We start from the raw sequence: 26,296 nt of genomic DNA, 5'->3' as shown, positions 1-26,296 counted from the left end.
CGCGGTGCCGCCCCGGGGGGGGCCCCCCCCTGCCGCCGGGTGAACGTGTCTTGGGGGGGGGGGGGGGGTTGGGGGGGGGGGTGTGCCGATTGTTGGGGGCCCCGGCGTTTACTGGGAGGTATTTCCTGGGGCCCCCGCGATACCGGTGTGCACGGGCCCGCCCCCCCCCCCCCCGCCCCCACCCCGCCATCCCACAGGAAGCCAGCTGTTGCTTCGGCTTCTGCGGGTGCAGGGCGCAGCCCTGCCAACAAACCCAACCCTCAGAACATCAGGTTGATCATCAGCACCACCACGCAGGTATAGATCAGCGACAGTGGGCCGCCGACCCGCCACATCTCGCGCGGGGTGTAGTTGGCCGGGCCAGTGATCATCGAGATCACCGGGTTGGAGGCCGTCATCAGGTTGTTGGACGCCGACAGCGCCACGATCAGCGCGAACGCGGTCGGGTTGCCCCCCGCTGCCAGTGCCAGGTTCACCGCGATCGGCACCATCACGATGGTCGCACCCACATGGCTGATCACCAGCGAGAACGCCGTGGTCAGCAGCGCCAGCGCCACCTCCAGCACCCACACCGGAATGCCGGTCGGCAGCTTGTCGATGGTATGGCCGGCCACCCATGCGGCCGCGCCGCTGGAGTCCATCGCCCAGCCAAGCGGAATCAGCCCGGCCATCATGAACACCGTCTTCCAGTTGATCGAGGCATACGCCTCGTCCATGCGCAGCACGCCGGTCAGCAGCATGCCGGCCACGCCGGTCATCAGCGTCAGCGCCACCGGCAGCTTGCTGGTCAGCGCGATCAGGATGGTCAGCGCGAAGATCGCCATCGCAATCTTGAACTTGTGCGGGCGCTGCTCGCCGGTCGGGTAGTCGGTCACCACCACGAAGTCGCGGCTGCGCGCGGCCTGCGCCAGGTCGGTCCAGATGCTGTGGAACACCAGCATGTCGCCGGCGCGCAGTTGCACGTCGCGCACGTCCTCGCGGATCACCTGCTTGTCGCGGTTGATCGCCAGCAGGCTGATGCCGCGCTCCTTGCGCAGGCGCAGATCGGCCGCACTCTTGCCGATCACGTTCGAGGTCGGTGGCACCACTGCCTCGGAAATACCGGCACGGCTGGGGTTGAACAGGTCACCCAGGTGCTTCAGGCGCGAGGACATGCGCAGGAACTGGTTCTGCGCGAAGTCGCTGATCTGCTGGCGCGGTCCCATCGCACCAAGCACGCTGCCGACCCAGATGCGCATCTCCGCCGGCGGTGCCAAGCGAGTGTCGTTGCCGGTCTTCAGCGCCAGCAGCAGCGGCGCATCGTGCAGGGTCTCTGCCTCGCCCAGGGTCATGCCCACCAGCGGGCTCTCGGCGGTCACCACCAGCTCGAACACATCGCCTTCGATGCCATAGGTCTTGGCGAAGTAGCTCTCGGTGCGCGCCGGGGTGACCCCGTCATTGACCAGGCTTTCCTCTTCGATCAGCTTGCGGTCACCGTAGTAGCGGAAGTACAGCAACGAAGCGATCAGCAACGCCACGCCAATCGGCAGCGGCGCGAACATGCGCAGCGGCTCGATGGTGGCCAGGCCGGAAGGCAGGTTGTTGTTGGCCGAGGCCAGCAGATCGTTCAGCAGGATCAGTGGCGAATTGCCGACCATGGTCAGCGCGCCGCCCATCACGATCGCCGCCGAGATCGGCAGCAGCAGGCGCTGCATCGTCAGCCCGGTGCGCGCCGCCAGTCGCGAGGCGACCGGCAGATACAACGCCATCACCGACGGGTTCTGCATGAAGGACGAGTTCAGGCCGGCGATGGCGGTGGTCATCATCAGCAGCCGTTGCTCGACGCCGTGGCCGCGCCGCAGCAGCCAGGCCGCCAGCCGGTTCAGCGCCCCGGTGCGGTCCAGGCCCGCACCGAGGATGGTGGTGGCGATGATGCTCATCACCGCGTTACCGGAGAAACCGCCGAAGATCTCCTCCGGTGCGATCAGGCCGGTGACACCGAGCACCACCAGCACCACCAGCGCGACCACGTCGGCGCGGATGCGCTCGAACAGGAACATCGCCATCGTGAAGCCGACCAGCCCGAGCACGAGCTTCATGTCGTTGGTCAGCGTCAGCGCGGTATCCATGTGGGGCGCGGCGTCCTCAGGCGATCGTCAGGTGCGGTCGTACAGCAGGTCCCAGACGCCGTGGCCGAGCTTCTGGCCGCGGGTCTCGAAGTGCGTCTGCGGGCGCCAGTCCGGGCGCGGCACGCTGCCTCGCGGGCCGGCGCGGTTGACCAGCCCGGCGGTGGCGTCGAGCACGTCCCACATCTGCTCGGCGTAGTCTTCCCAGTCGGTCGCGCAGTGCAGGCGGCCCCCCGGGCGCAGCTTGCGCACCAGCAGTTCGGCGAATGCCGGCTGCAGCAGGCGGCGCTTGTTGTGGCGCTTCTTGTGCCACGGGTCCGGGAAGTAGATGCGCACTTCATCGAGCGCGCCGTCGGCGATCTCGTTCTGCAGCACTTCCACCGCGTCGTGGTGGTACAGGCGCACGTGGTCGGCATTGTCCTCGGCCAGCGCGTTCAGCAGCCGGCCCACGCCCGGGGCGTGCACCTCGATGCCGATGTAGTCGCGCGATGGGTCGTGCTGGGCCGCGAAGCGCAGCGCGGCACCATTGCCGAAGCCGATCTCCAGCACCTTGTGTGCCGGGCGGCCGAAGGTGGCGTCCAGGTCACGCGGCTGGCCGTTGTAATCGATGCCGAAGCGCGGCCAGCGTTCGTCGAATGCGCGCTGCTGGGCGGGAGTGAAACGGCCCTGGCGCAACACGAAGCTGCGCACCTCGCGGCGGCCCTCGCTCACGGTGAAGGGCTTGGGCGGGGCCTTGGAACCGGCGCTGTCAAAAGGATTGGTCATCAGCCGATCAGCCCGTCCACCGGCGAGGAGGCGCTGGCGTAGCGCTTGCGCGGGATGCGCCCGGCCAGGAAGGCCTCGCGGCCGGCCTCGACCGCCTTGCGCATCGCGCTGGCCATCAGCACCGGGCTGCGCGCACCGGCAATGGCGGTGTTCATCAGCACGCCGTCGCAGCCCAGCTCCATCGCGATCGCCGCGTCCGACGCGGTACCCACGCCGGCATCAACGATGATCGGTACCTTGGCGTCTTCGATGATCTGCAGCAGGTTGTACTTGTTCTGGATGCCCAGGCCCGAACCGATCGGCGCGGCCAGCGGCATCACCGCAGCGCAGCCGATCTCTTCCAGGCGCTTGGCCAGGATCGGGTCGTCGGAGGTATAGACCATCACCTCGAAACCGTCCTTGACCAGCTGCTCGGCAGCCTTGAGGGTCTGCATCACGTCCGGGTAGAGGGTCTTCTGGTCGCCCAGCACTTCCAGCTTGGTCAGGTTGTGGCCGTCCAGCAGCTCACGGGCCAGGCGGCAGGTACGCACGGCGTCCTCGGCGGTATAGCAGCCGGCGGTGTTGGGCAGGATGGTGAAGCGCTCCGGCGGCAGCACGTCCAGCAGGTTCGGCTCGCCCGGATTCTGCCCGATGTTGGTGCGGCGGATGGCCACGGTGACGATCTGGGCGCCAGCGGCCTCGGTGGCCAGGCGGGTTTCTTCCAGGTCCTTGAACTTGCCGGTGCCGGTCAGCAGCCGCGAGCCATAGGTCTTGCCGGCGATCACCAGCGAATCGGGGGAGACATGAACGTTCATGGCGCGATTATCGCTTATCCGCCTGAAGATGGGGTCACGTAGAGGGCGGGGGCGAGCGTGGGATCAGATCCCTTTGCCACCGGCAAAGGGATCTGACCCCTGAACACCCGCGCAGGTCTCAGCCCCCACCCAGCGCGTGCACGATCTCCACCACGTCGCCTTCGGCCAGCACGTGCTCGCCGTGGCGGCTGCGGCTGACGATTTCGCCGTTGACCTCGACCGCGACCCGGCGTTGCAGCAACTGCTCGGCCTGCAGCAGATCGTGGAGGGTCGCCGAGGCGGGCAGGGTACGGGGTTCGCCGTTGAGCTGGATGTTCATCGCCGCATTGTCGCCTATGGCCTTCGCGGATCGGAACCCTTGCAAATTGCCTCGGCCGCCAGCCCCGGCACAGTGTTGTCCGACGCTGCCGGGCGACAATCCATGCGGCGGCGCAGCGTGAGCAAAAGGCGGCGCAGTGAAACCATTCACCGTGCGCCGGCGTACGTCCGCCGGGTCCTCAACGATATCCCCACAGGAGTTTCTTACATGCTGCTCAGCAAACGCCCGATCCGCTCCCTGATGGCGGCCGCGATCGCGCTGGCCGCGGTTCCGGCCATGGCAGGCGAATCCCCGTATTCCAAGGCCGTGTTCTTCGGCGACAGCCTGACCGACGCCGGCTATTTCCGCCCGCTGCTGCCGGCCGATGTGCGTCCGGTCACCGGCCAGTTCACCACCAACCCCGGTTGGGTGTGGGCGCAGCAGGTCGCCAACTACTACGGCCTCAATGGCGCCGCCAACGGCAACGGCCAGAGCGGTGACAACTATGCAGTCGGCGGTGCCCGCGTGTCAGTGGACGAGGCCGGTGGCCTGGGCGTGATTCCGTCGCTGAAGTCGCAAGCAACCCGCTACCTTGCCGCGAACGGTGGCAAGGCTGACGGCAACGCCCTGTACACCGTATGGGGAGGCGCCAATGATCTGTTCGCGGCCACCCGTGCGGCGGCAGGTGGTGCGTCGCAGGCCCAGGTGCAGGGTATCATCGGCGCAGCGGTCACCGACCAGATCGCGCTGGTGGGTGCGCTGAAGCAGGCCGGCGCCCAGTACGTGCTGGTACCGAACCTGCCGGATGTGGGCATCACCCCACAGTTCCGCGGCCCCAATGCCGCCGCCGCCACCGCACTGTCGGCCGGCTACAACAAGGCCCTGTACGGTGGCCTGAAGCAGGCGGGCATCGAGTTCATTCCGCTCGATACCTTCAGCATCCTGCGTGAAGTGACCGCCAACCCGGGCATGTACGGTTTCACCAACGTCACCAGCACCGCCTGCAAGATCGATCCGGCCAACTCGACGCAGAGCATCCTGACCTGCAACCCGACCAGCTACGTCAGCCCGGATGCGGCCAACACCTACCTGTTCGCCGATGGCGTGCACCCGACCACCGCCGGCCATCAGCTGCTGGGCCAGTACGCGGTCTCGGTGCTGGAAGCGCCGCGCCTGCAGCAGGTGCTGAGCCACTCGGCGCAGACCATCGGCCGCTCGCGCGCCGACCAGGTCAGCATGCACCTGGGCGGTCGTCCGGCTGACGGCCTGTCCTGGTGGGGTGGCGTGCGGGGTGACCTGCAGCGCTACGACCACGCCGACCTGTACGACGGGCTGGCCCCGGCCGGTCTGTTCGGTATCGACTGGGCACGCGACGGCATGGTGTTCGGCGGCTTCGCCGGTTTCGGTCGCCTCAACGCCGACTTCGGCAACAACCGCGGCGACTTCACGCAGAAGGACACCACGGCCGGTCTGTTCGCTGGCTGGTACGGCGACCGCATCTGGGTGAACGGTCAGGTCAGCTACACCTGGCTGTCCTATGACGTGAACCGCAAGGTCCAGCTGGGCCCGGCCACCCGTGAGCACGGTGGTTCGCCGGACGGCAGCAACCTGACCGCCGCCCTGAACGCCGGTTACGAGTTCGGCACCGAAGGCGGCTTCCGCCACGGCCCGATCGCTTCGGTGATCTGGCAGAAGGTGAAGATCGACGGTTACACCGAAAGCGCCGCGGCCGGCACCCTGGCCACTGCACTGGGCTATGACCGCCAGAACGTCGATTCGACCGTCGGCCGCATTGGCTGGCAGGCCCGCTTCGATGGCGGCACCCTCAAGCCGTATGCGCAGGTGACTTACGATCACGAGTTCGAGGACACCAAGCAGGCCAGCGCCTGGCTGCAGACCCTGCCGGAACTGGGCAGCTACCGCGTGCCGGGCCTGAAGTTCGACAAGAACTACGCCACCGTCGTGCTGGGTGCCCGCACCGAACTGTTCGGGCTGCAGAGCAACTTCGGCCTGAGCGCGTCGACCGGCCAGAAGCGTGCGCAGGACGCCACCCTGTTCGCCAACTTCAGCGGCACGTTCTAACTAAGCAGCAACCGCCGGGGTCGGAGCCCTTTCCGCAGGGAAAGGGCTCCGACCCCTCGCGGATGCGGTGGCCACCATTGCGCTCTACCGGCCCAACCGCATAGACTTTCACCGCGCACTGCGGGCGTAGCTCAATGGTAGAGCTGTAGCTTCCCAAGCTACTGACGTGGGTTCGATTCCCATCGCCCGCTCCATCCTTCAAGACCGCGCCGCGTTTCCGCCGCGCAGGTTCCTTCAGACCGCCTCAGTACGCCGCGAACACCGCGGCCAACGCGTCGGCGTCCAGCACGCGTCCCTGGGCGCGATCATGCGTGTGCAGGTACCAGACCTCGTCCGGCTCCAAGTGCCGTGTCAGGTGCCACTGGTTTTCCCGGGCCAGAATATCCACCCGTCCCTGGCAGCCGAAGCAGAAGCGGGCCAGAGGCTTGATCGCGGCGGCCTTGCCATTGACGTTCAGGGTCAGTGCGGGGGCCGCGTAGGTTTTCAGTTCCCCGGATGACGGATTCTCGGTGATGGTGACCGTGTCCCGACGCAGCGTGGCCACCTCCGCCTGCACCAACGGTTGCAGCCACCGTTCGAGGGTGTCGAACAACACATGCAGCGATTGGATCCAGTCCTGGTACTGCTTTTCGACAGCGGCGGCCCTGGCCTGCTCCGCGTGTGCGGACTGCTGCAGCTTCTGTGCAAGTTGCTCCATTTTCGACATCGGGATTTCCGCTTTGGGAGGAGCTTCCATGGTGATCGGCACGCTCGCCTGCTTCCAGCCGAAAGCGACATTTTCGTAGAAGTCCTAGAGGCGCTGCGGAGGGGCGCGTAACGCTTCAAACTTTTCCCATGGGCAGGCCGGCGCTGAGCAGCTAGCGTGAGCGGATACTGATCAGGAGCTGCCTTCCATGAACTGCCGGAACGACGTCGTCGAGCGCATCCATCGGATCTTTCTTTCAGCCGGCGTCGGCTCGAACAAGCAGCTTGAGGCCGTGCGCGCGCTCGGGCGTGCCGGTGGTCCCAAGGCCGCGGAACTGCTCGAACAGATCTACCAGCAGGCGTTCAGCAATTCTGCCCTGCAGATGGCCTGCGTGGCGGCGCTGGGCGAAGCGGCCCGTGGCTTCCAGGCCAGTGCTGAACGGGACAGCTGAAGCTTCATCCACAACGCTCGAGATCGTCGGCGACGGGCATCATCCGCCCGCCACACGCCCGCGCTATGCTGCGCGCCTGCCGACCGATCCCGCCGCGATGAAGCTCGCCATCCTGTCCCGCAACAGCTCCCTGTATTCCACCCGTCGGCTGGTCGAGGCGGCGCGCGCGCGCGGCCATACCGTGCGCATCCTCGACCCGTTGCGCTGCTACATGCGCATCGCCGCCGATGGCTTTTCCATGCACTACAAAGGCCGGCCGATGACCGGCGTGGACATGGTCATTCCGCGCATCGGCGCCTCGATCACCCGCTACGGCACCGCCGTGCTGCGCCAGTTCGAGCTGATGGGCGCGCGCACGCCCAATCCGTCCGATGCCATCCTGCGTTCGCGCGACAAGCTGCGCGCGCACCAGCTGCTGGCGGCCAAGGGCATCGACATGCCAGTCACCGTGTTCGGCGACAACCCCGATGACACCGTCGACCTGCTGTCCATGCTCGGTCCGCCGCCGCATGTGGTGAAGCTCAACGAAGGTACCCAGGGGCGCGGCGTGATCCTGACCGAGAAGGCCAGTGCCTCGCGCGGCATCGTCGAAGCGCTGCGCGGCCTGTACGCCAACTTCCTGATGCAGGAATTCATCGGCGAGGCCAAGGGCGCCGACCTGCGCTGCTTCGTGGTGGGCGACCAGGTGGTGGCGTCGATGCAGCGGCAGGCACCGGAGGGTGATTTCCGCTCCAACCTGCACGCTGGCGGCACCGCCGTGGCGGCCAAGGCCAGCCGCGCCGAGCAGCAGGTGGCGGTGCGTTCGGCCAAGGCGTTGGGCCTGTCGGTGTGCGGCGTGGACCTGATCCGCTCCGCGCGCGGCCCGCTGGTGCTGGAGGTCAACTCCACGCCCGGTTTGGAAGGCATCGAAGCGGCCTGCGGGGTCGACGTGGCCACACGCATCATCGAACACGTAGAGAAGATCAAAAAGCCCTGATTATTCATGGGGTTGAGATTCTCATGGGTGAATGAGCCAAGGCTTTAACGAGGCTTTAATCGACGTCGGCGTAGGCTTCAGCGAACCGCAGCTCTGCCTCTCAGCAGGATCGGTATCGGGATACGACTTCAGGCCCAGGCGGGTGCACCGTCTGGGCCTTTTTTATGCCTGTCGGCTCTGTGCCCAAGGTCTCTTGTGGAGGCCGCGTGACGGTCGTAGAGTTGGCCCTTCGTTCCGGGATGGATCGGGAGGTTGGCGATGTACCGCATCATGACGATCGCGTTGCTGCTGGGCCTGTCTGGCGCTGTTGCCGCCAAGCCGGAGAAGGTCGCCGTACAGATGGACCGGCAGGGCTCGGTCGCCGAGCAGATGCGCCAGGTGGAAGCCGCGCTGGCCGCCCCCGACTACGCCGAGCTGTCTGCCGAGGATCGCGGCCAGGTGCAGCAGTCGCTGTCGCGTATCCGCCAGCACCTGGGCGAACGCCAGACCGTGCAGGAGCTGCCGCCGCAGCTGCAGGCCGAGGTCTTCAACGAGCAGGAACGCATCAACACCCTGATGGCGCGTGGCCATGACGACAGCCGGCAGATCTGCAGGTACGAACGCACCACCGGCAGCAACATGCCCAGGAGCCGCTGCCTGACCGTGGCCGAACGGCGCCGGATCGAAGAGAAAGGCAAGGCGCTGATCAACGACCAGCGCAGCTACAACACGCTCAGCCCACCGCCCGCTGGGCGTTGACCGCACCGCCTTTCGGTCCACCGGGGTGCCGTAACGGCGTATCGGTGGCACCGCAGGGCCGATGTTCCACTCATGGAAGAACCTGGAGGTAACGATGCAGCGCATGACCCCCTTCGCCCTGATGCTGGGCCTGGCACTGGCCACCACCGCGCACGCCAAGCCCGAGAAAGGGCAGGTAAAGTTCGACGCCAACGCACCGGTGGCCGAACAGATCCGCAACGTTGAGACGGCGATCAACACCGAGGACTACAGCGAGATCGGGCTGGAAGACAAAAGCCGCGTGCAGCAGGCGCTGGGCCGCATCAAGATCAAGATGGGCGACCACGAACGGGTGGAGCAGTTGAGCCCGCAGGACCGCACCGAGATCTTCAACGACCAGGAAGTGATCAACACGATCATGACCCGCGCCCATGCCGACAGCCGCATGGTCTGCCGCCGCGAGCGCACCACCGGCAGCAACATGCCGCAGAGCGTCTGCCTGACCGTGGCCCAGCGCCGCAAGGCGCAGGAAGACAGCCGCAAGACGCTCAACGACAACCAGCGCTTCAACAACTACAAGCCGTAACCGTGGTTGGGCGGGTCGCAGGCCGCCATCGGTCACCCTGCCGTGCGTCCCTTGTGGACGCATCGGCGCAACCGTAAAGTCGAGACCCTATTCATGGACGAACATGGAGCTCGTCATGTACCGCATCACTACGCTCGCCCTGATGCTGTCGCTCGGCCTGGTGACCACCGTGCAGGCCAAGGCGCAGAAGGACACCGTGCAGATGGATGCCTTCACCCCGGTATCCGAACAGATCCGCCGCGTTGAAACGGCCATGGGCAGCGAGGACTACAGCGAGATCGGGCTGGAGGACAAGAGCCGCGTGCAGCAGGCGCTGAACCGGATCCGGATCAAGATGAATGGCCGCGAGAAGGTGGATGAGCTGGCCCCGCAGGAGCGCAACGACCTGTTCAACGAGCAGGAGATCGTCAACACCATCATGACCCGCGCCCAGGCCGACAGCCGCATGATCTGCCGCCGCGAGCGCCTGACCGGCAGCAACATGCCGACCAGTGTCTGCCTGACCGTGGCCCAGCGTCGCAAGGCCCAGGAAGACAGCCGCCAGGCGCTGACCGACCAGCAGCGCATCAGCCGCTGACCCGCCGACGCAGGGGCCTTGCCCGGTGTCGCCCCGTCGGTACGAAATGTTAAGAATGGAACCTGTATCGTTCAGCAGGTAGACGTCGCGTCCACCCGCACAGGGGCATCCTGAGCGGGTGGGCCTGGCCCCCCGACGACCCTTCAAGAACCAGAGGTCCCAGTGCGCATTCTCGTAATCGAAGACAACAGCGACATCGCCGCCAACCTTGGCGACTACCTTGAGGATCGTGGCCACACCGTGGACTTCGCCGCCGACGGCGTGACCGGCCTGCACCTGGCCGTGGTCCACGAGTTCGACGCCATCGTGCTGGACCTGAACCTGCCGGGCATGGATGGCATTGAAGTCTGCCGCAAGCTGCGCAACGAGGCGCGCAAGCAGACCCCGGTGCTGATGCTGACCGCCCGCGACTCGCTGGACAACAAGCTGGCCGGTTTCGATTCCGGTGCCGATGACTACCTGATCAAGCCGTTCGCGCTGCAGGAAGTGGAAGTGCGCTTGAACGCGCTGTCGCGCCGCGGCAAGGGCGTGCAGACCCGCGTGCTGGAAACCGGCGACCTGGAATACAACCTGGACACGCTGGAGGTGCGTCGCCAGGGCAAGCTGCTGCAGCTCAACCCGACCGCGTTGAAGATCCTGCAGGCCCTGATGGAGGCCGCGCCGGCCGTGGTTACCCGCCAGGAACTGGAGACCCGCGTCTGGGGCGAAGAGCTGCCCGATTCGGATTCGCTGCGTGTCCACATCCACGGCCTGCGTGCGGTGGTCGACAAGCCGTTTGAAGTGCCGCTGATCCAGACCCGCCATGGCATCGGATACCGCATCGCCACCCCGGAAGCCTGATTCCGTGGCAACCAAGGGGGAGCGCCGGCGTTCGCCGTATCGGCGGCGCCTGCGCAGCCGCATCATCGTCTCGTTCGTGTTGTTGGGCTTCTGCCTGACGACACTGTTCGCGTTCGCCACCAACTGGGCCCGCATGCGCGTGGAAAACCAACTGGTGGAAGACGTGATGAACCGCAACATCAACGAGTACGTGCGGCGGTTCTACGAGAGCCCGGATCGCAACCCCGACCTGCCCGTGCAGCAGATGCGTGCGCGCCTGATCAAGCCTGACAAGTTCGAGGCGCTGCGCGAGGAAGAGCCGGACTGGTACGAGTTCAAGGATGGCCTGTACAACATGGGCGGCGTGGACGAGCGCGGCCAGCGCTATTCCTACAAGCTGGCCGTGCGCAAGACGCCCGACGCCTGGGCATTCCTGGCCTACGACATGACCGACAGCGTGCGCGGCGGGCAGCAGCTCAACCGCGCGCTGGTACTGTCGGTGCTGGTGTTCAGCCTGTTGTCGCTGGTGCTGGGCTGGTGGTCGGCGTCGAAGGTGATGAAGCCGGTTTCGGACCTGGCCGCGCGGCTGCGTGCCTATCGCGGCGGCACGAGCGAGCCCGAGCCGCTGGCGCCACGTTTCCCCGATGACGAAGTGGGGCAGCTGGCGCAGGCGCTGGATGACTATTCGTCGCGGCTGACCGAAGTGGTGCAGCGCGACCGTGAGTTCAACGCCGACGTCAGCCACGAGTTGCGCACGCCGCTGGCGGTGATCCGTGGCGCCACCGAACTGCTGCTGACCCGGCCCGGCCTGGATGAGAAGGTGCTGCAGCGTCTGCAGCGCATCCAGCGTGCCGAACAGCAGTGCAGCGACCTGATCGGCGCGCTGCTGCTGCTGTCGCGCAACGAACGCGGGCAGGGCACCAGCAACGTCGCCCGCGTGGCCGAACAGCTGCTGGACGCCCACCGCGCACAGCTGGGCGGCAAGCCATTGGAACTGGCGCTGGAAGGCGAACGCAACCTGGTGATCGATGCGCCGGAGGCGGCATTGTCGGTGGCGCTGGGCAACCTGATCGGCAACGCGGTGAAGTACTCGCAGGATGGTGAGGTCCGCGTCTTTGTCGGCAGCAATTCGGTGTCGGTAACCGACAGCGGACCGGGCCTGAGCGAAGAGGATGCCGCCAAGCTGTTCCAGCGCGGCTATCGCGGCACGCACGCCGGCCATTCGCAGGGCGGTGGTATCGGCCTGTCGATCGTCAGCCGTCTGTGCGATCTGTATGGCTGGCAGGTGAGCGTGCGCCCCGGTGGCGAGCGCGGCGTGATCGCCACCCTGACGTTCTCGCCGAAGCCGTTGTAAGGGGCTTTACTTTGGTGGGGGCTCCACGTTTGTAGAGCCGAGCCCGCGCTCGGCTGCGGTGGCTTCCCGAAGCCGAGCATAGGCTCGGCTCCACAGCGGGTTCGTGTCGCGCCCTGTGTCGCTTGTGCCATCGAATTAACTTCGCAGTCGTGATGCGCCAGAAGCCCAACACGACATCACCGTGACCGCCGCCACGCCGCGTGCGTGTCCGCATGCACGCATTCGTACCCTCAGCGGCGGCTTGAGAATTTCCTTACAGATCACAGCGCTACGTGATGGCCAGATGGAGCGGCCAGGGCAGGTGCCCTGGCCGGGATTGGCGTCCTGAAAAAAACCTTCAACTCAAGCGCTCCGGGTGTGCTGCGGCTCATCATGGAAAATGCATCGGCTGCCTTGTTTCGGCGGATGGTGCGTGGGGATTCATCAGAATCCGCTGGAGTCTTTTTCCTCGCGCTTGAGTTGTTGGGTCTCCGGTACGCCAACCCGCACCGTCCGCCACCTTGCATCCGCAGGTGGCTCGCCGACTGCGAGGAGATCCACCATGTCCGCACGCCCCGTGTTCCCCCAACTGTACGCACTGATCGGCGAAGCCGCTGACCTGCTGCCGGCCGACGTCGCCGCGCGCATCGAAACCCTGCTCGATGATCCGAAGGATCTGCTGCCTGCGCTGCTTGCCCGCATGGACGGGCGCGATGCAGCAGACGGCCGACGGCTGGAAGCGGAGGGACTGAGCCCGGCACAGGCGGCCACCATGGCCGGCCTCAGCCGCACCCTGGCCGGCTTGAATGCACTCATGCAGGTGCTGCACGCCGCCGAAGCCGCCCGCGAGCAGGGCGGTGCCCACCAGCAGCTCAGCCCGGATGTCGTAGATGGATTGCTGCTTGGCGCACGAGAACTGGCCCGCTATGCCCGCCTGCAGTTGGAGTAGATCCACGCCAGGCGTGGATGCAGAACACTTTGTAGAGCCGGGCCCATGCTCGGCTTGATGATCGCAGCCGAGCATGGGCTCGGCTCTACAGCAGTTCCACGCTGGCGCCCGGTAGATCACCGCCGTGCGTGGAGTCGCTCCGGTAGTGCCGGCCGCTGGCCGGCAACCCGGCCTCAACTCCCAGCCAACCCCAGGTACCGCTCATGCAGCGCTTCCACCTGCGCCTGCAGGTCTTCCGGGTGGCCATCGTTGACCACCACATCATCGGCCAGTGCCAAGCGCTGCGCGCGGCTGGGCTGGGCGGTTGAGATCTGGTACGTATAAGTTGGGGGAACGGCCTCCGGACGCGTTACGCTCTTGCTACGTCCAGAAAGGCCGTCGGCATCTGGGGCCGAGGTAGCAGTTGGGACGCAAGTTGCACTACGGCCAGCTCAATCGCACGAATTTGGTATTTCTACAGGCCTGTTTAATCCAGGGATTGGAGCGTATGTTCAGATTCTATTTTTCGTTGTGCAGTTTCGTCTGCTTTGGCGTAATGCTGTTTGTCGGGGCCGCATTTGCGCAGACGCCGCCTTCCGAAACCAGGTACTGTTATCAGGGGAGCTGCTTCGACAACATTGGTGCAGCGGAGTCTCTGATGCGGTCGAAGTCGCGGTACGGAAGTGCACTTCGCAAAGAAAGGACCATTCGGGACAGTTGGTCTCCCGCCACTGGTGATGTGCTTAGAATTCTCTACCAAGCACCTGATCGGCAGCCTGAAGTTTGGTACGAGCCTGGCTATGGTCTGGGCAATGACGGCCCAGAGCTGGGCTACTGCCAAGCTGCCGCCGCAGGGCATGGAAAAAGCCACTGCAAGAGTGAAGACGAGATGGTCAGTGGCTATATGGCATATATGCAGTCACTGTTCCCGGAGTGTACGCATGTCAGTCGTGGAGTGTCAGGCGAACACCTGCAACCGTACTCGAGCATAACGTCCCACTACGGCTACGGGACTGCAGTTTTTTACTCTCTCGCCAGCCCGCGTGAACTGCACTATGAGGTCTACTGTCCTGGCTGGGGTACTGGAGTGCCTGATCAGAGGAAGAACAGTATCGGGAGATTTCAGTACTTTGACTGTCCAGTTGGCTATCGGGTCATCGATGGTGGGCATCCTCAGTACAATCCGAATTCAACGCTCATTGATTGGCCAAATGTATGCCGGGCCGTTGATGCACATGAATCCATCTACATCTACAACGTCACTCAGACTGAGTCGACTCCAGGCAACTGCAATCCCTGTTTTCCTGCAACGGGTGATAAGGCGCGATTTGAGGTGGACTTCCAGTTTGCCGGGAAGGACTTCGTTCGCTCCTATCACTCGCTGGGGCAGATTCAAATTTCGCCAGATGTGGGTACCAACTGGTCGCATTCCTATATGGGTTCATTCACGTCCTCCTATGGGGAGGGACGCTTCACGGAGCGAGGCTATCTGGAAGCCTACTCATCCGGACGTGGTGAGCGCGCTTCTGCGGAGACGCTCAAGAAGCTCCCTGGCGGTGAATTCGAGCTCGTTGAGGAGTCAGGTTCAACGCGGCGCTTCACCGCGCAGGGGCGTTTGATTGCGATCGGCGACCCGGATCCAAAGAACGGAGTGTCGCTCAGCTACGATGTGAATGGCAGGCTGCAGCGAGCCGTTGATGGGTTGGGCCGGTCGCTGGTCTTCGCCTACGAACGTGGCAGGCTGATCTCAATTACGCTCCCCGACGGCTCAGCGGCTTCATACACCTACGATGACTTCGATAACCTCACAAGGGTCGTGAGGCCCGATGGCACCTCTCGACAATATCTGTACGCGGAGCCTGGGCTCGCCCCGGCGGCGGGGCGTAACCTGTTGACTGGCATCGTCGAAGGCGGCGCGCGTCACGCAACGTTCTCGTACAACGAGAAGGCCAAGGTCACGGGGAGCCATCTCTGGTCGGCGGGGCAGTCTGTGGATGCCATCACCATCAGCTACAACAATGATGGCTCGGCGACGACCGTGAACAGCTTGGGTGAGGTACGTCAGAACTTCATTGGCGGTGAGAAGTTCCGGCAGATCACCCAAACCACAGATTCCAAGGGGAGCAAGTCGTTCGGTTTCACGCCATATGGCCGCCCCTCCTATACGCAGGACGCGCTGGGGAATCGCACTTCGTACGCCTACGCCGACTCCAGCAGCGGCCCGGTTTCGCAGGTGCTGACGACGACAGAGGAATCATTGGGGCGGGTGACGCGGACGGTCCGTGATTCGGGCAACAGGGTGATTGAACAACGTGTGAGCCAGAAGAACGCTGGCGATGAACAGCTCGTTTCGCTTGATAGAGAAGTGCTGGATACAGCGGGGCGTGCTCTCTATTCATGCCAGTACGATGCAACGCAGAGCACGGATTACGTGTGTGGCTCCCTACCCGTTGCGCCTGGCAATGTCCGGCAGACGGCACGTGCGTATTGCACGGATGCAGATGTGGCCGCCAATGCAATGCTATGCCCCCTCGTGGGCCTTCAGCGCTCGATCAAGGATCCGGCGGGCAATGTCACGCAGTTTGAGTACTTCGGCGCAAATGATCCGGGCTGTGACGCAGGGGGCGCATGTTCCCATCGCAAGGGCGACCTGCGGGCAATCGTCAATGCGTTGGGTCAGCGCACCGAGTTGCTGGAGTATGACGCGCTCGGTAACCCGGTTCAGATCCGTGGCATCGATGGTTCCGTAGTCGAGCGGTTGTTCGATTCGATGGGGCGCGTTCTGACGGAGGCGCTCAAGGGCGATGTGCCGGCCAATGATCGCATCAGCCTTTACGAGTACAGCTCTACTGGCAAGCGGACTCGTGTCACCGGGCCAGATGGTGTGTGGGTTCGCATGGTCTATGACACGGCCGATCGACTGGTGGCCATCGAGGATGCCGCTGGCAATCGTGTTTCGTATACCTTGGATGCTGCAGGCAACCGTATCCGCGAAGAGGTCCGGGACAGTAGTGGTGCGTTGAAGCGGTTCGGGGATCGTCAGTTCGACACCCATAGCCAGATGACCCGACAGGCGGGTGCTGACGGACAGCCTTTCCTCTTCCGTCATGATGCCAATGGCAACGTGCTGGAGACCGAGAGTCCGCTGGGTGTCATCTCAATGAGTACCTACGATGGTGCAGATCGCCCCAAAGTGCAGATTCAAGACGCGGGTGGGATCAATGCCGAAGTCCGCTATGCCTATTCCGCCAACGGGCAGGTAGAGCAGGTCGTCGATCCCAAGGGGCTTGCGACACGGTACGTATACGATGGATTTGGCACTCCTCAAGGCCAGCTCAGCCCGGATACTGGCACTGATGCCTTTACGGTGGATGCCATGGGCAACCGCACCACGCGCACTGATGCGCGTGGTGTGAAAGCGTCCTACAGCTACGATGTGATCAATCGCCTCAAGAGCATCACTTATGCGGACCCGAATCTTGATGTGGTCTACGCCTATGATGCTGCCCCTGCGGTCTGCCCGGCTGGTGAGCGCTTCGGCGAGGGGCGCGTGGGTCAGGTGCTGCATGCGGGTGGCAGTACGGCATACTGCTATGACCGTTTCGGTCAGTTGGTACGCAAGGTACAGACGGTCGATGGGGTTGGTTTGACTCTGCGCTACTCCTACACCAAGGCGGGGAGGCTGGAGCGGTTGACCTATCCGGATGGCAGTATCACCGACTATGCCTACGACAATCTGGGCCGTGCCAGTGAGGTAGGACTGACGCTTCCAGGGCAGGCTCGGAAGGTGGTCGTTACCAACATCACGTACGCACCGTTTGGCCCGATGACGGGTTGGGCGTACGGTAACGGCCGCCATCTGCTTCGGGAGTTGGATGCCGATTACCGTCCGACTCGGGTGTATGACGCGGCGCCCGGAGGCTTGTCCATCGGATTCGGCTACGACGCGGATGGGAATATTGTTGAAGTCAAGGACGGCACCGGGACGACCAGGCTGGCGCGATATGGCTACGATGCGCTGGGCCGCCTGACTCAGACCCGGGATGGTGCAACCGGCACGCCGATTGAAACCTATGCCTATGACGCCACCGGTAATCGGACCGCGCTGACCACCTCGGCAGGCACCGCCAGCTACACCTATCCAGCAACCAGCCACCGGTTGACCGCGGTGGATGGCGAGGCACGTAGCCATGACGCAGCGGGTAACACCACCAGCATCGGCAGCAAGATGTTCACCTACAACGATGCCAACCGCATGAATGCGGTGAAGCAGGACGATGCCGTACTGGAAAGCTACGGTTATAACCATCGCGGTGAGCGCGTGCTGCGCACCCCAGCCGGTGGCGCTGCTCAGATCACCCTGTATGACGAAGCGGGGAAGTGGCTGGGCAACTATTCGGCCACGGGCCAGGCACAGCAGCAAGCCATCTGGCTGGAAAACTATCCGGTGGCGCTGATCAGCATGCCGGCTACCGGCGTGCCGGACCTGGCCTACGTCCAGCCGGATCATCTGGGCACGCCGCGCGTGGTAATCGACCCGGCGCGCGATTCGGCGATCTGGGAGTGGAGCAGTAAGAGTGAAGTGTTCGGCAACCAGATTCCGAATGCCGATCCGGACGGAGACGGTGTGGCGTTCGAGCTGGCGCTGCGCTTTCCTGGGCAACAGACCACGGATGCAAATGGACTCTTCTACAACTACCGCCGCGACTATGATTCTGAGACGGGACGATATCTGCAGAGTGATCCCATTGGACTATGGGGTGGGTTGTCAACGTTTTCCTATGTCGAAGGAGATCCGTTGTCACTAGTGGACCCACTGGGGCTGAGAGGCGGAGTCCCGCCGAACATGAATAGACATGGGGGCGGGAACTCAGCACAGAGAAGGCGGGCGCTTCGTGCGCAAGTAAGAGCGGTTCAATCGAACTCACTCTCCTCGCCCATCTATTCACGGGGGCTTTCGCCTGAGGACGTGGGGTCATTGGAGAACGCGGCAAGTCTTGTGAGTGAGCATGACTACACCCAGTATTGTGCCGTTGAAATTTGCAGGGCATCTCAGGACCGCTGTACCAGTGGCGACGTAATGGTGGGCGGATTTCCGTCTGATCCAACTGTGGCGCAGGTTCATGCGCGCGGCTGCTCTTGTGCGAGCGCCTACTATACAAATCCGTATCCGCCACTTCTATCAAGGCCCGAGGTCGAGTCTGCCGATATCATTGAGATAGTGCGCGACACGTTAATCAATTGGAAGGGGCGCAGATAAGTGGTGGTCCTGCGGATATTCGGCTTTCTTGTGGGTCTATTGATGGTCGTCTATGGCGTTGCAGTCATGGACGATGCATTGATTGGGACAGGGCCTTGCCGAGCGAACTGTGGTCTGTATAGCGCCTTGATTCGTTTGTTCGGCCAGTCGATCTATAACAAATTGATGGGCTTTTCCTGGATTGTTGCGGGAGTGATGTTCATTTTTGTTTCCATTGTGGTTTGGCACGGAAAAGGATCTGCGGAAAGGCGTAGGCGGAAAAAGGGACGCCGAGGCCGATCGAGATGAGTGGATGAAATATCTCAGGAGATCCAAGTTGTGTGTGAAAGCGCTTCCGCGCAATGCGGACGGCTCAGCCCCCAGCCAAATCCAAATAGCGCTCATGCAGCGCTTCCACCTGCGCCTGCAGGTCTTCCGGGTGGCCATCGTTGACCACCACATCATCGGCCAGTGCCAACCGCTGCGTGCGGCTGGCCTGGGCGGCGATCATCTTGTCGGCCAGTGCGGCGTCGATGCCGTCGCGCTGCATCAGCCGGGCGTGCTGCACGGCTTCGGGTGCATCCACCAGCAGCACCCGGTCCAGCCACGGGTAGGCGGTCCGCCCACCGACCTCGGTCAGTAGCGGAATGGCGGCAATCGCATAGGGGCTGGTTGCCTGCTCGCACTGCTGTTGCATCAGCAGGCGGATGGCCGGGTGGGTGATCGCTTCCAGTGCCGCCCGCTCGGCCGGGTCGGCAAATACGTGGGCACGCAGGCGCGCCCGGTCCAGGCTGCCATCCGCCTGCAGCATGTCGGCGCCGAAACGCTCGGCGATGCGGTTCAGGGCGGGGCTGCCGGCAGCGACCACCGCGCGGGCGGCCAGATCGGCGTCGGCCACCACGATGCCCAGCGCCTCGAAGCGCCGGGTCACCTCGCTCTTGCCGGCGGCAATGCCGCCGGTCAGGCCCACTACATACCGGCTCATGGGGATTCCCCTCAGCGCAGTCCGCTCAACACCAGGTACTGCTCGACCACGGGCGCGCCCCACATGAAGTACAGCCAGCCTGCGATGGCCAGGTAGGGGCCGAACGGAATCGGCGTGGCGCGGTCACGGCCCCGGGTGTACAGCCAGATCGAACCGATGATGGCGCCCAGCACCGACGACAGCAGAATGATCGGCAGGATGCCCTTCAGCCCGCACCAGGCGCCGAGGGCGGCCAGCAGCTTGAAATCGCCGTGGCCCATGCCTTCCTTGCCGGTCAGCTGCTTGAACAGCCACCAGACCATCCACAGCGACAGGTAACCCACCGCCGCGCCGACCAATGCAGGCTTGGCCGGCATGTACAGGTTGTCGATGTTGCCTATCAGGCCCAGCCACATCAGGGGCAGGGTCAGCTGGTCGGGTAGGAGCTGGGTGCGCAGGTCGATGCCGGACAGGGCGATCAGGAAGCAGGTCAGCACGATGGCGCCGAAGCCCTGCCAGCCGAAGCCGAACTGCCAGACGCAGGCCAGCACGAGCACCGAGGTCAGGGCCTCGACCAGCGGATACTGCAGCGAGATCGGCGCCTTGCAGTGGCGGCACTTGCCGCCCTGGATGAGCCAGCTGAACAGCGGGATGTTCTCGTACCAGCTCAGCTTGTGCTTGCAGTGCGGGCAGTGCGAGGGCTCGACCACGATCCCCGGTGGTGGGGGCTCGTAGAAGTCCGGTTCCTCCAGGACCTCGCGCGCATCACGCTTCCACTGCCACTCCAGCCGCTTGGGCAGGCGCAGGATGACGACGTTGAGGAAACTGCCCAGCAGCAGCCCCAGGGCGGCCGCGGCGGGGTAGCCGAGGCCGGGATGCTGGTCTAGAAATGCCATGTATTGATTATCCGACGACGGAAGCGAGCTTGAAGATCGGCAGGTACATGCCGATGACCATGCCGCCGACGATGGTACCAATGATCACCATGATGATCGGCTCCAGCAGGCTGCTCAGGGCGTCAACGGCATTGTTGACCTCCTGCTCATAGTACTCGGCCACCTTGAACAGCATGGCGTCCAGGGCACCGGCCTCTTCGCCGATGCCGGTCATCTGGATGACCATGTGCGGGAACAGGGCGGTCTGCTTCATGGCCATGTTGACCGGGTAACCGACCGATACGTCATCACGCATGCGCAATACGGCATGCTCGTAAACCGTATTGCCGGTGGCGCCGGCCACGATGCCCAGGGCCTCCACCAAAGGTACGCCGGCCTTGAAGGTGACAGCGGTGGTACGGGCGAAGCGGGCGATCGAGCTGTTGTGCATGATCTGCCCGATGACCGGCAGCTTCAGGACCAGCCGGTCCATGCTGTGCTGCATCTTCGGCGACCGTTTATATGCGGCAATGAAGCCGACGATTGATCCGATGATGACCAGCAGGATCAGCCACCACCACGAGACCATGAAGCGGGACAGATTGACGATCATCTGGGTGAACGCGGGCAGGTCCGCGCCAAAACCCTTGAATACATCTTCGAACTGAGGAACCACCCAGACCAGCAGGATGCCACTGACCAGCAGGGCAACTGCCAGCACCATGGCGGGATAGAACATTGCCTTCTTGATCTTGCCCTTCAGGGCTTCAATGTTCTCTTTATAGTTGGCGACAGTGTCCAGCACTGTTTCCAGAACGCCGGCACCCTCGCCCGCCTTGACCAGATTGCGGTAGAGCTCGTCGAACTGCACCGGATACTTGCTGACCGCTTCGTAGAGCGATGATCCGCCCTCGATATCGGTGCGCAGGCCATCCACCATTTTCTTCATGCGCGGGTTCTTGTGCCCGCTGGCAATGATTTCTAGCGAACTGACGATAGGCACACCGGACTTCATCATGGTGGCCATCTGCCGGCTGAAGAAAGCGATGTCCTTCGGCGAGATTCGGCTGCCGGAGCCACCGAACAACGGTTTGGGCTTGAGCTTGACCGTGCCTGGCGTAATGCCTTGCCGGCGCAACTCAGCCCGCAGCAGGTTCGCATTCTTTGCGGCCTGCTCGCCTTTCATCTTCACGCCCCGCTTGTCGGTCCCCACCCAGACAAACGGCTGCAGCTCCGTGGTGCTGCGCGCCACGGGCTCCTTCTTGATCGCACTGCGACTGACAGACATATCGGCTCCCCAAGACCCGCCATCCCCAGGCGGGCATCTAGCCCCTGATGGTAGCGGGTTCATGCCCGTCTGGGCAGTTGCCAAGGGGCCCATGATGCGAATTCGTGCCAGGTGCCGACCAAAGGTGACGCACTGCGTCACATTGCCGCGTCCATCGCAGATTCGCATGCGGGGGGTTCCCATCCGTGAAATAGCTGCCATCATGGGCGCGGGGAAATCCAGGGGGAGGCGTGCCGGGGTTGGCACGCAACCTGCGTTGATCCACCCGCAGGGGGCAGGACCCGCTCAGCTGGCCGCCGGCCAGACCGATCCTGTGCTCTGAAATCAACCACCACTTATCTTGGGGATGTACCAAAATGAAGAACCAGAAGGGCTTCACCCTTATCGAACTGATGATCGTCGTTGCGATCATCGCCATCCTGGCCGCCATCGCCCTGCCGATGTACCAGGACTACGTGGCCAAGTCGCAGGTGACTGCTGGCCTGGCTGAAATCACCCCCGGCAAGACCCAGTACGAAGTTGCCCTGAACGAAGGCAAGACCACCGTCGCCGACATCGCCGAACTGGGTCTGAAGGACTCTGACCGTTGCACCATCTCGCCGATCACCGCCCTGAGCGCGACGGGCTCGATCGAGTGCACCCTGAAGGGCAACACCAAGATCATCGGCAAGAAGATCCGTGTGGAACGTGCCGCTGATGGCACCTGGGCTTGCAAGACCGATATCACCGCAGCGGACAAGAAGTACATCCCGAGCGGCTGCGTCACTGGCTAATGTGACCTGCATCGGTTGATCAGAGGCCCCGCTCGTCGGGGCCTCTTTTTTGGGGCTGATTGCCTGGGCAGTCAGATTTGCTGGAGCAGGTCTGGAACCATTGGGGAGTGTTCCATATGAGCCGGGAGCGTGGGTTTTCTCTGATTGAGCTGATGATCGTCGTGGCGATCATTGCGATCATTGCGGCAATTGCATTGCCGATCTATCAGGACTATGTCGCGAAGACGCAGTTGTCGGCAGCCTTTGCCGATATCCGACCGGGCAAGACGACAATTGAAACGACAGTTCAGGATAGTCGCGATAGTTCGTTGATTGACGCGACCTATATAGGCTTGAGGCCTACTGCACGCTGCTCGGTTGTATCGGCAGAGTTGGCAGCCAGTGGCGTGGCCAGCATAGGCTGTACCGTCATTGGTGGCCCGGCGATCACCGGCAAAGACCTCATCCTCCGCCGCGCAGCCGACGGCACCTGGACCTGCGACGGCAGCGCCTTCGAAGCGCGCTATCGCCCAACCGGCTGTTGATCACACTTCGGCTTGCCAATGGGATGTTGGCGGGCCGTTGACGGGGCTATCATCCGGGGGGGAGTCAGGATCGTGCCTGCCGGACTGGGAGTGCCGGGCGAGGCAGTCATGCTGAAGGATTGGCGTCGTCGTCGGCCAGCGGGTCGCGGCAGGTTCTGCTGCCCTGTGCGGTGCCCCTGGAAGGCGCGCCGCACTGCCTGACCCATGATGAGCCAAGGATTCATATGAACGCCGTAACCACCGCCAATCTCGTCGGCATCACCGGCCTGGCCCGTCGCCTGGTCCAGGATGGTGCGCTGGACGAGGCTTCCGCCCGCGACGCCATGGCCAAGGCCGCTGCGGCCCGCCAGCCGCTGCCGACCTGGTTCGCGCAGAACAAGGTGGTTGGGGCGGCCCAGTTGGCGGCCGCCAATGCGGTCGAGTTCGGCATGCCGCTGTTCGACGTGTCCACGTTCGACGCCAGCCAGAACGCGATGAGCCTGGTCAGCGAAGAGCTGCTGCGCAAGCACAACGTGCTGCCGCTGTTCAAGCGCGGCGGCAAGCTGTTCGTGGGTACCAGCAACCCGACCCATTCGCTGGACGAGATCAAGTTCCACACCAATCTGGTGGTGGAACCGATCCTGGTGGATGAAGACCAGATCCGCCGCACGCTCGAGCAGTGGCATGCCAGCCATGACACGCTGGGCGACGCGCTCGGTGGTGACGACGATGGCATTGGTAACCTGGATGTGTCCGGCGGTGACGAGGACATTTCCGGGGGCGGCGACGCCGGCATCGATGCCAAGGGCGACGACACCCCGGTGGTGAAGTTCGTCAACAAGGTGCTGGTGGACGCGATCCGCAAGGGCGCCTCGGACATCCACTTCGAGCCCTATGAAGACGACTACCGCGTGCGCCTGCGCATCGATGGCCTGCTGAAGATGGTCGCGCGCGCGCCGGTGAAGTTGAACCAGCGCATTGCCGCGCGCCTGAAGGTGATGGCGCAGCTGGACATCGCCGAGAAGCGCGTGCCGCAGGACGGACGCATCAAGCTCAATCTGTCCAAGACCAAGCAGATCGACTTCCGCGTGAGCACGCTGCCGACCCTGTTCGGCGAGAAGGTGGTGCTGCGTATCCTCGACGGCAGCGCGGCCAAGCTGGGCATCGACAAGCTGGGTTACGAACCGGACCAGCAGAAGCTGTTCCTGGAGGCCATCCACAAGCCGTACGGCATGGTGCTGGTGACCGGCCCGACCGGTTCGGGCAAGACGGTGTCGCTGTACACCGCGCTGGGCATCCTCAACGACGAGACGCGCAACATCTCCACCGCCGAAGACCCGGTGGAAATCCGCCTGCCCGGCGTCAACCAGGTGCAGCAGAACAACAAGCGCGGCATGACCTTTGCCGCGGCACTGCGCTCGTTCCTGCGACAGGATCCGGACATCATCATGGTCGGCGAAATCCGCGACCTTGAGACGGCCGAGATCGCGATCAAGGCGGCGCAGACCGGCCACATGGTGCTGTCCACGCTGCACACCAACGATGCGCCGCAGACCATCGCGCGCCTGATGAACATGGGCATCGCGCCGTACAACATCACCAGCTCGGTGACGCTGGTGATCGCCCAGCGCCTGGCGCGCCGGCTGTGCAACAACTGCAAGCGCCCGGCCAATCTGCCCGAGCATGCGCTGCTGGCCGAAGGCTTCACCCAGGCGCAGCTGGACGCGGGTATCGAGCTGTACGAGGCGGTCGGCTGCGATGAGTGCACCGAGGGCTACAAGGGCCGTACCGGTATCTACCAGGTGATGCCGATGACCGACGAGATCGCCACGATCGTGTTGGCTGGCGGCAATGCGTTGCAGATTGCCGAGGCCGCGCAGCAGATCGGGGTGAACGATCTGCGCCAGTCGGCGTTGAAGAAGGCTGCTGCGGGCATTACCAGCCTGGCCGAGATCAACCGCGTTACCAAGGACTGAGGTAGAGCCGAGCCCATGCTCGGCTGAGGTACCGAAGAGCAGCCGAGCGTGGGCTCGGCTCTACAGTAGATCCACGCCATGCGTGGATGATCGGCCACGGGTCCCATAATAGATCCACGCCATGCGTGGATGGCGCGGTCCCGACCACCGCGCAGCCGGGCATGGGCTCGGCTCTACTCCATCCCCAGCTTCTTCAGCTTGTAGCGCAGCGCGCGGAAGGTAATCCCCAACTGCGCGGCGGTGCGGGTCTTGTTCCAGCGGTTCTCTTCCAGCGCGCGCTGGATGGCGCTGCGTTCGAGCTGTTCGATGTACGAGGGCAGGGCGGCGCTGCCGGGCTGCAGGTCCACCACGGCTTCGGCGTGTGCTGCGCTGCCGGGCGTGCGCGGGGCATGCTGCGGCAGGCGCAGGTCGTCGGCGCCGATGCGGTCTTCTTCGGCCAGGGCCAGCGCGCGTTCCAGGATGTTCTCCAGTTCGCGCACGTTGCCGGGGAAGGCGTACTGGGCCAGTGCATCCAATGCCGACGGCGCCAGCAACGGCGTCGGGCGGCCGTGGCTGCGGGCCAGCCGTGCCAGCACCGACGCGGCCAGTTCCGGCAGGTCCTGGCGACGCTCGCGCAGCGGCGGCACCCTCAGTTCGATCACGTTGATGCGGTAGTACAGGTCGTGGCGGAAGCGCCCGTCCTCGACCAGCTCGGCCAGGTCCTTGTGGGTGGCCGAGAGGATGCGCACGTCCACCGGCTCCTCGTTGGCGGCGCCGACCGCGCGCACCGACTTTTCCTGGATCGCGCGCAGCAGCTTCACCTGCATCTGCAGGGGCAGCTCGGCCACTTCGTCCAGGAACAGGGTGCCGCCATGGGCGGCCTGGAACAGCCCGGGCTTGTCGGCGTGGGCGCCGCTGAAGCTGCCCTTGCGGTGGCCGAAGAATTCGCTCTCCATCAGCTCGCCGGGAATGGCGCCGCAGTTGACCGGTACGAACGGGCCGGCCGCGCGGGCGCCCTGGGCGTGGATGGTGCGTGCGACCAGTTCCTTGCCCACGCCGGATTCACCGAGGATGTAGACCGGCGCCTGGCTGCGCGCGACCTTGCCGATGGTGGTACGCAGCACGTCCATGGCCGGCGAGTCGCCAAGCAGGCGTGCGCCCTGTTCGGCGGCAGGGCCGGGTGCAGGGCGCTCGGTGTTGTTCAGTTCCAGCGCGTGCTTGACCAGGCCACGCAGCACGGCGATGTCCACCGGCTTGCTGACGAAATCGAAGGCGCCGGCCTTCAGCGCTTCCACCGCCAGGTCCATGCTGCCGAAGGCAGTGATCATCGCCACCGGCGTGCGCGGGTAGTGCTGGGCGATCTCGCTGACCAGCTCGATGCCGTTGCCGTCCGGCAGGCGCATGTCGGTGATGCACAGGTCGTACGGATTGCTGGCCAGCAGTTCGCGCGCTTCGGCAAGGTTGGCTGCGGTACTGATGCGCAGCCCCATGCGGCCGAGCGTCAGTACCAGCAGTTCGCGGATGTCGCGTTCGTCGTCGACGACGAGGGCGCTGCGGGTTTCGTTCATGGGCGTGAAAGATAA

22 protein-coding genes, 1 tRNA gene and 1 pseudogene are annotated in these 26,296 nt (G+C 64.2%); 14 read left to right on the top strand and 10 right to left on the bottom strand.

Annotation, left to right across the window (positions count from 1 at the left end):
- Positions 1–260: 260 nt before the first annotated feature.
- The 4 genes from RCF13_RS16350 to thiS all read right to left on the bottom strand — a co-directional run bounded on the left by RCF13_RS16350 (position 261) and on the right by thiS (position 3,983).
- Positions 261–2,108 (bottom strand): SLC13 family permease, encoded by a 1,848-nt coding sequence (locus RCF13_RS16350; protein WP_005418803.1) that lies wholly within the window; start codon positions 2,106–2,108, stop codon positions 261–263.
- A gap of 27 nt (positions 2,109–2,135) precedes the next feature.
- On the bottom strand, positions 2,136–2,870 hold the full coding sequence (gene trmB / locus RCF13_RS16345) for a tRNA (guanosine(46)-N7)-methyltransferase TrmB (protein ID WP_053501092.1): 735 nt from the start codon (positions 2,868–2,870) through the stop codon (positions 2,136–2,138).
- Positions 2,870–3,664: a thiazole synthase gene (locus tag RCF13_RS16340; RefSeq protein WP_005418798.1), complete on the bottom strand. Its 795-nt coding sequence runs from the start codon at positions 3,662–3,664 to the stop codon at positions 2,870–2,872. Before RCF13_RS16340 ends, trmB begins: the two co-directional genes overlap by 1 nt.
- Positions 3,665–3,782: 118 nt before the next feature.
- On the bottom strand, positions 3,783–3,983 hold the full coding sequence (gene thiS / locus RCF13_RS16335) for a sulfur carrier protein ThiS (protein ID WP_005418796.1): 201 nt from the start codon (positions 3,981–3,983) through the stop codon (positions 3,783–3,785).
- Between the two features lie 207 nt (positions 3,984–4,190).
- Here thiS and RCF13_RS16330 point away from each other — a divergent pair, with 207 nt between their 5' ends.
- Both RCF13_RS16330 and RCF13_RS16325 read left to right on the top strand, forming a co-directional pair.
- Positions 4,191–6,044: an autotransporter domain-containing protein gene (locus tag RCF13_RS16330; RefSeq protein ID WP_134968674.1), complete on the top strand. Its 1,854-nt coding sequence runs from the start codon at positions 4,191–4,193 to the stop codon at positions 6,042–6,044.
- A 120-nt stretch (positions 6,045–6,164) separates the two neighbouring features.
- A tRNA-Gly gene (locus RCF13_RS16325) sits at positions 6,165–6,238 on the top strand.
- 50 nt (positions 6,239–6,288) lie between these two features.
- Here RCF13_RS16325 and RCF13_RS16320 read toward each other — a convergent pair.
- A complete protein-coding gene (locus RCF13_RS16320) occupies positions 6,289–6,792 on the bottom strand; it encodes a hypothetical protein (protein WP_134968673.1) in 504 nt (167 codons plus the stop codon).
- A gap of 145 nt (positions 6,793–6,937) precedes the next feature.
- Between RCF13_RS16320 and RCF13_RS16315 the strand changes: the two genes are divergently transcribed.
- The 8 genes from RCF13_RS16315 (at position 6,938) to RCF13_RS16280 (ending at position 13,137) form a co-directional block, all read left to right on the top strand.
- Positions 6,938–7,180, top strand: a complete 243-nt coding sequence (locus RCF13_RS16315) for a hypothetical protein (RefSeq protein WP_053499212.1) — start codon at positions 6,938–6,940, stop codon at positions 7,178–7,180.
- A 97-nt stretch (positions 7,181–7,277) separates the two neighbouring features.
- Positions 7,278–8,156: a 30S ribosomal protein S6--L-glutamate ligase gene (gene rimK / locus RCF13_RS16310; RefSeq protein WP_005418651.1), complete on the top strand. Its 879-nt coding sequence runs from the start codon at positions 7,278–7,280 to the stop codon at positions 8,154–8,156.
- Positions 8,157–8,414: 258 nt separating this feature from the next.
- Positions 8,415–8,894 (top strand): hypothetical protein, encoded by a 480-nt coding sequence (locus tag RCF13_RS16305; RefSeq protein ID WP_061479299.1) that lies wholly within the window; start codon positions 8,415–8,417, stop codon positions 8,892–8,894.
- A 94-nt stretch (positions 8,895–8,988) separates the two neighbouring features.
- Positions 8,989–9,459, top strand: a complete 471-nt coding sequence (locus RCF13_RS16300) for a hypothetical protein (RefSeq protein WP_111202060.1) — start codon at positions 8,989–8,991, stop codon at positions 9,457–9,459.
- A gap of 115 nt (positions 9,460–9,574) precedes the next feature.
- Positions 9,575–10,036 carry a hypothetical protein gene (locus RCF13_RS16295; protein WP_134968672.1) on the top strand — a complete coding sequence of 154 codons (462 nt, stop codon included), beginning with the start codon at positions 9,575–9,577 and terminating at the stop codon, positions 10,034–10,036.
- 162 nt (positions 10,037–10,198) lie between these two features.
- On the top strand, positions 10,199–10,876 hold the full coding sequence (locus RCF13_RS16290; protein ID WP_005410804.1) for a response regulator transcription factor: 678 nt from the start codon (positions 10,199–10,201) through the stop codon (positions 10,874–10,876).
- Complete coding sequence (locus tag RCF13_RS16285; RefSeq protein WP_032954439.1) at positions 10,839–12,209, top strand: HAMP domain-containing sensor histidine kinase; 1,371 nt, start codon at positions 10,839–10,841, stop codon at positions 12,207–12,209. The genes RCF13_RS16290 and RCF13_RS16285 overlap by 38 nt, the downstream gene beginning before the upstream one ends.
- A 541-nt stretch (positions 12,210–12,750) precedes the next feature.
- A complete protein-coding gene (locus RCF13_RS16280; protein WP_231352268.1) occupies positions 12,751–13,137 on the top strand; it encodes a hypothetical protein in 387 nt (128 codons plus the stop codon).
- 173 nt (positions 13,138–13,310) lie between these two features.
- Here RCF13_RS16280 and RCF13_RS16275 read toward each other — a convergent pair.
- A pseudogene (locus tag RCF13_RS16275) lies at positions 13,311–13,451 on the bottom strand (dephospho-CoA kinase); the annotation flags it as partial.
- An 89-nt stretch (positions 13,452–13,540) separates the two neighbouring features.
- Between RCF13_RS16275 and RCF13_RS16270 the strand changes: the two are divergent.
- On the top strand, positions 13,541–18,376 hold the full coding sequence (locus tag RCF13_RS16270) for an RHS repeat-associated core domain-containing protein (protein ID WP_308141346.1): 4,836 nt from the start codon (positions 13,541–13,543) through the stop codon (positions 18,374–18,376).
- 352 nt (positions 18,377–18,728) lie between these two features.
- Here the strand turns inward: RCF13_RS16270 and coaE are convergent, their stop codons facing one another.
- Genes coaE through RCF13_RS16255 form a run of 3 tightly spaced genes read right to left on the bottom strand, consistent with a single transcriptional unit; the run spans position 18,729 to position 21,482 of the window.
- Positions 18,729–19,340 carry a dephospho-CoA kinase gene (gene coaE / locus RCF13_RS16265; protein WP_134968481.1) on the bottom strand — a complete coding sequence of 204 codons (612 nt, stop codon included), beginning with the start codon at positions 19,338–19,340 and terminating at the stop codon, positions 18,729–18,731.
- A gap of 11 nt (positions 19,341–19,351) precedes the next feature.
- Positions 19,352–20,215, bottom strand: a complete 864-nt coding sequence (locus RCF13_RS16260; protein WP_065185263.1) for an A24 family peptidase — start codon at positions 20,213–20,215, stop codon at positions 19,352–19,354.
- 7 nt (positions 20,216–20,222) lie between these two features.
- On the bottom strand, positions 20,223–21,482 hold the full coding sequence (locus RCF13_RS16255) for a type II secretion system F family protein (protein ID WP_134968482.1): 1,260 nt from the start codon (positions 21,480–21,482) through the stop codon (positions 20,223–20,225).
- A 356-nt stretch (positions 21,483–21,838) separates the two neighbouring features.
- Here RCF13_RS16255 and RCF13_RS16250 point away from each other — a divergent pair, with 356 nt between their 5' ends.
- The 3 genes from RCF13_RS16250 to pilB all read left to right on the top strand — a co-directional run bounded on the left by RCF13_RS16250 (position 21,839) and on the right by pilB (position 24,734).
- Complete coding sequence (locus tag RCF13_RS16250; RefSeq protein ID WP_134968483.1) at positions 21,839–22,255, top strand: pilin; 417 nt, start codon at positions 21,839–21,841, stop codon at positions 22,253–22,255.
- A gap of 116 nt (positions 22,256–22,371) precedes the next feature.
- A complete protein-coding gene (locus tag RCF13_RS16245) occupies positions 22,372–22,779 on the top strand; it encodes a pilin (RefSeq protein ID WP_134968489.1) in 408 nt (135 codons plus the stop codon).
- Between the two features lie 224 nt (positions 22,780–23,003).
- On the top strand, positions 23,004–24,734 hold the full coding sequence (pilB, locus tag RCF13_RS16240; protein WP_134968484.1) for a type IV-A pilus assembly ATPase PilB: 1,731 nt from the start codon (positions 23,004–23,006) through the stop codon (positions 24,732–24,734).
- A 173-nt stretch (positions 24,735–24,907) separates the two neighbouring features.
- Here pilB and RCF13_RS16235 read toward each other — a convergent pair whose 3' ends face one another.
- Positions 24,908–26,281, bottom strand: coding sequence for a sigma-54 dependent transcriptional regulator (locus RCF13_RS16235; RefSeq protein ID WP_075676419.1), 1,374 nt, complete (start codon positions 26,279–26,281; stop codon positions 24,908–24,910).
- Positions 26,282–26,296: the final 15 nt, after the last annotated feature.

It is taken from the genome of Stenotrophomonas maltophilia group sp. RNC7 (assembly GCF_030910085.1).
In the GTDB taxonomy this organism is placed as follows: domain Bacteria; phylum Pseudomonadota; class Gammaproteobacteria; order Xanthomonadales; family Xanthomonadaceae; genus Stenotrophomonas; species Stenotrophomonas sepilia.
The sequence above is the reverse complement of the archived record's forward strand: the minus strand, read 5'-3'. Positions and strand labels throughout refer to the sequence as shown.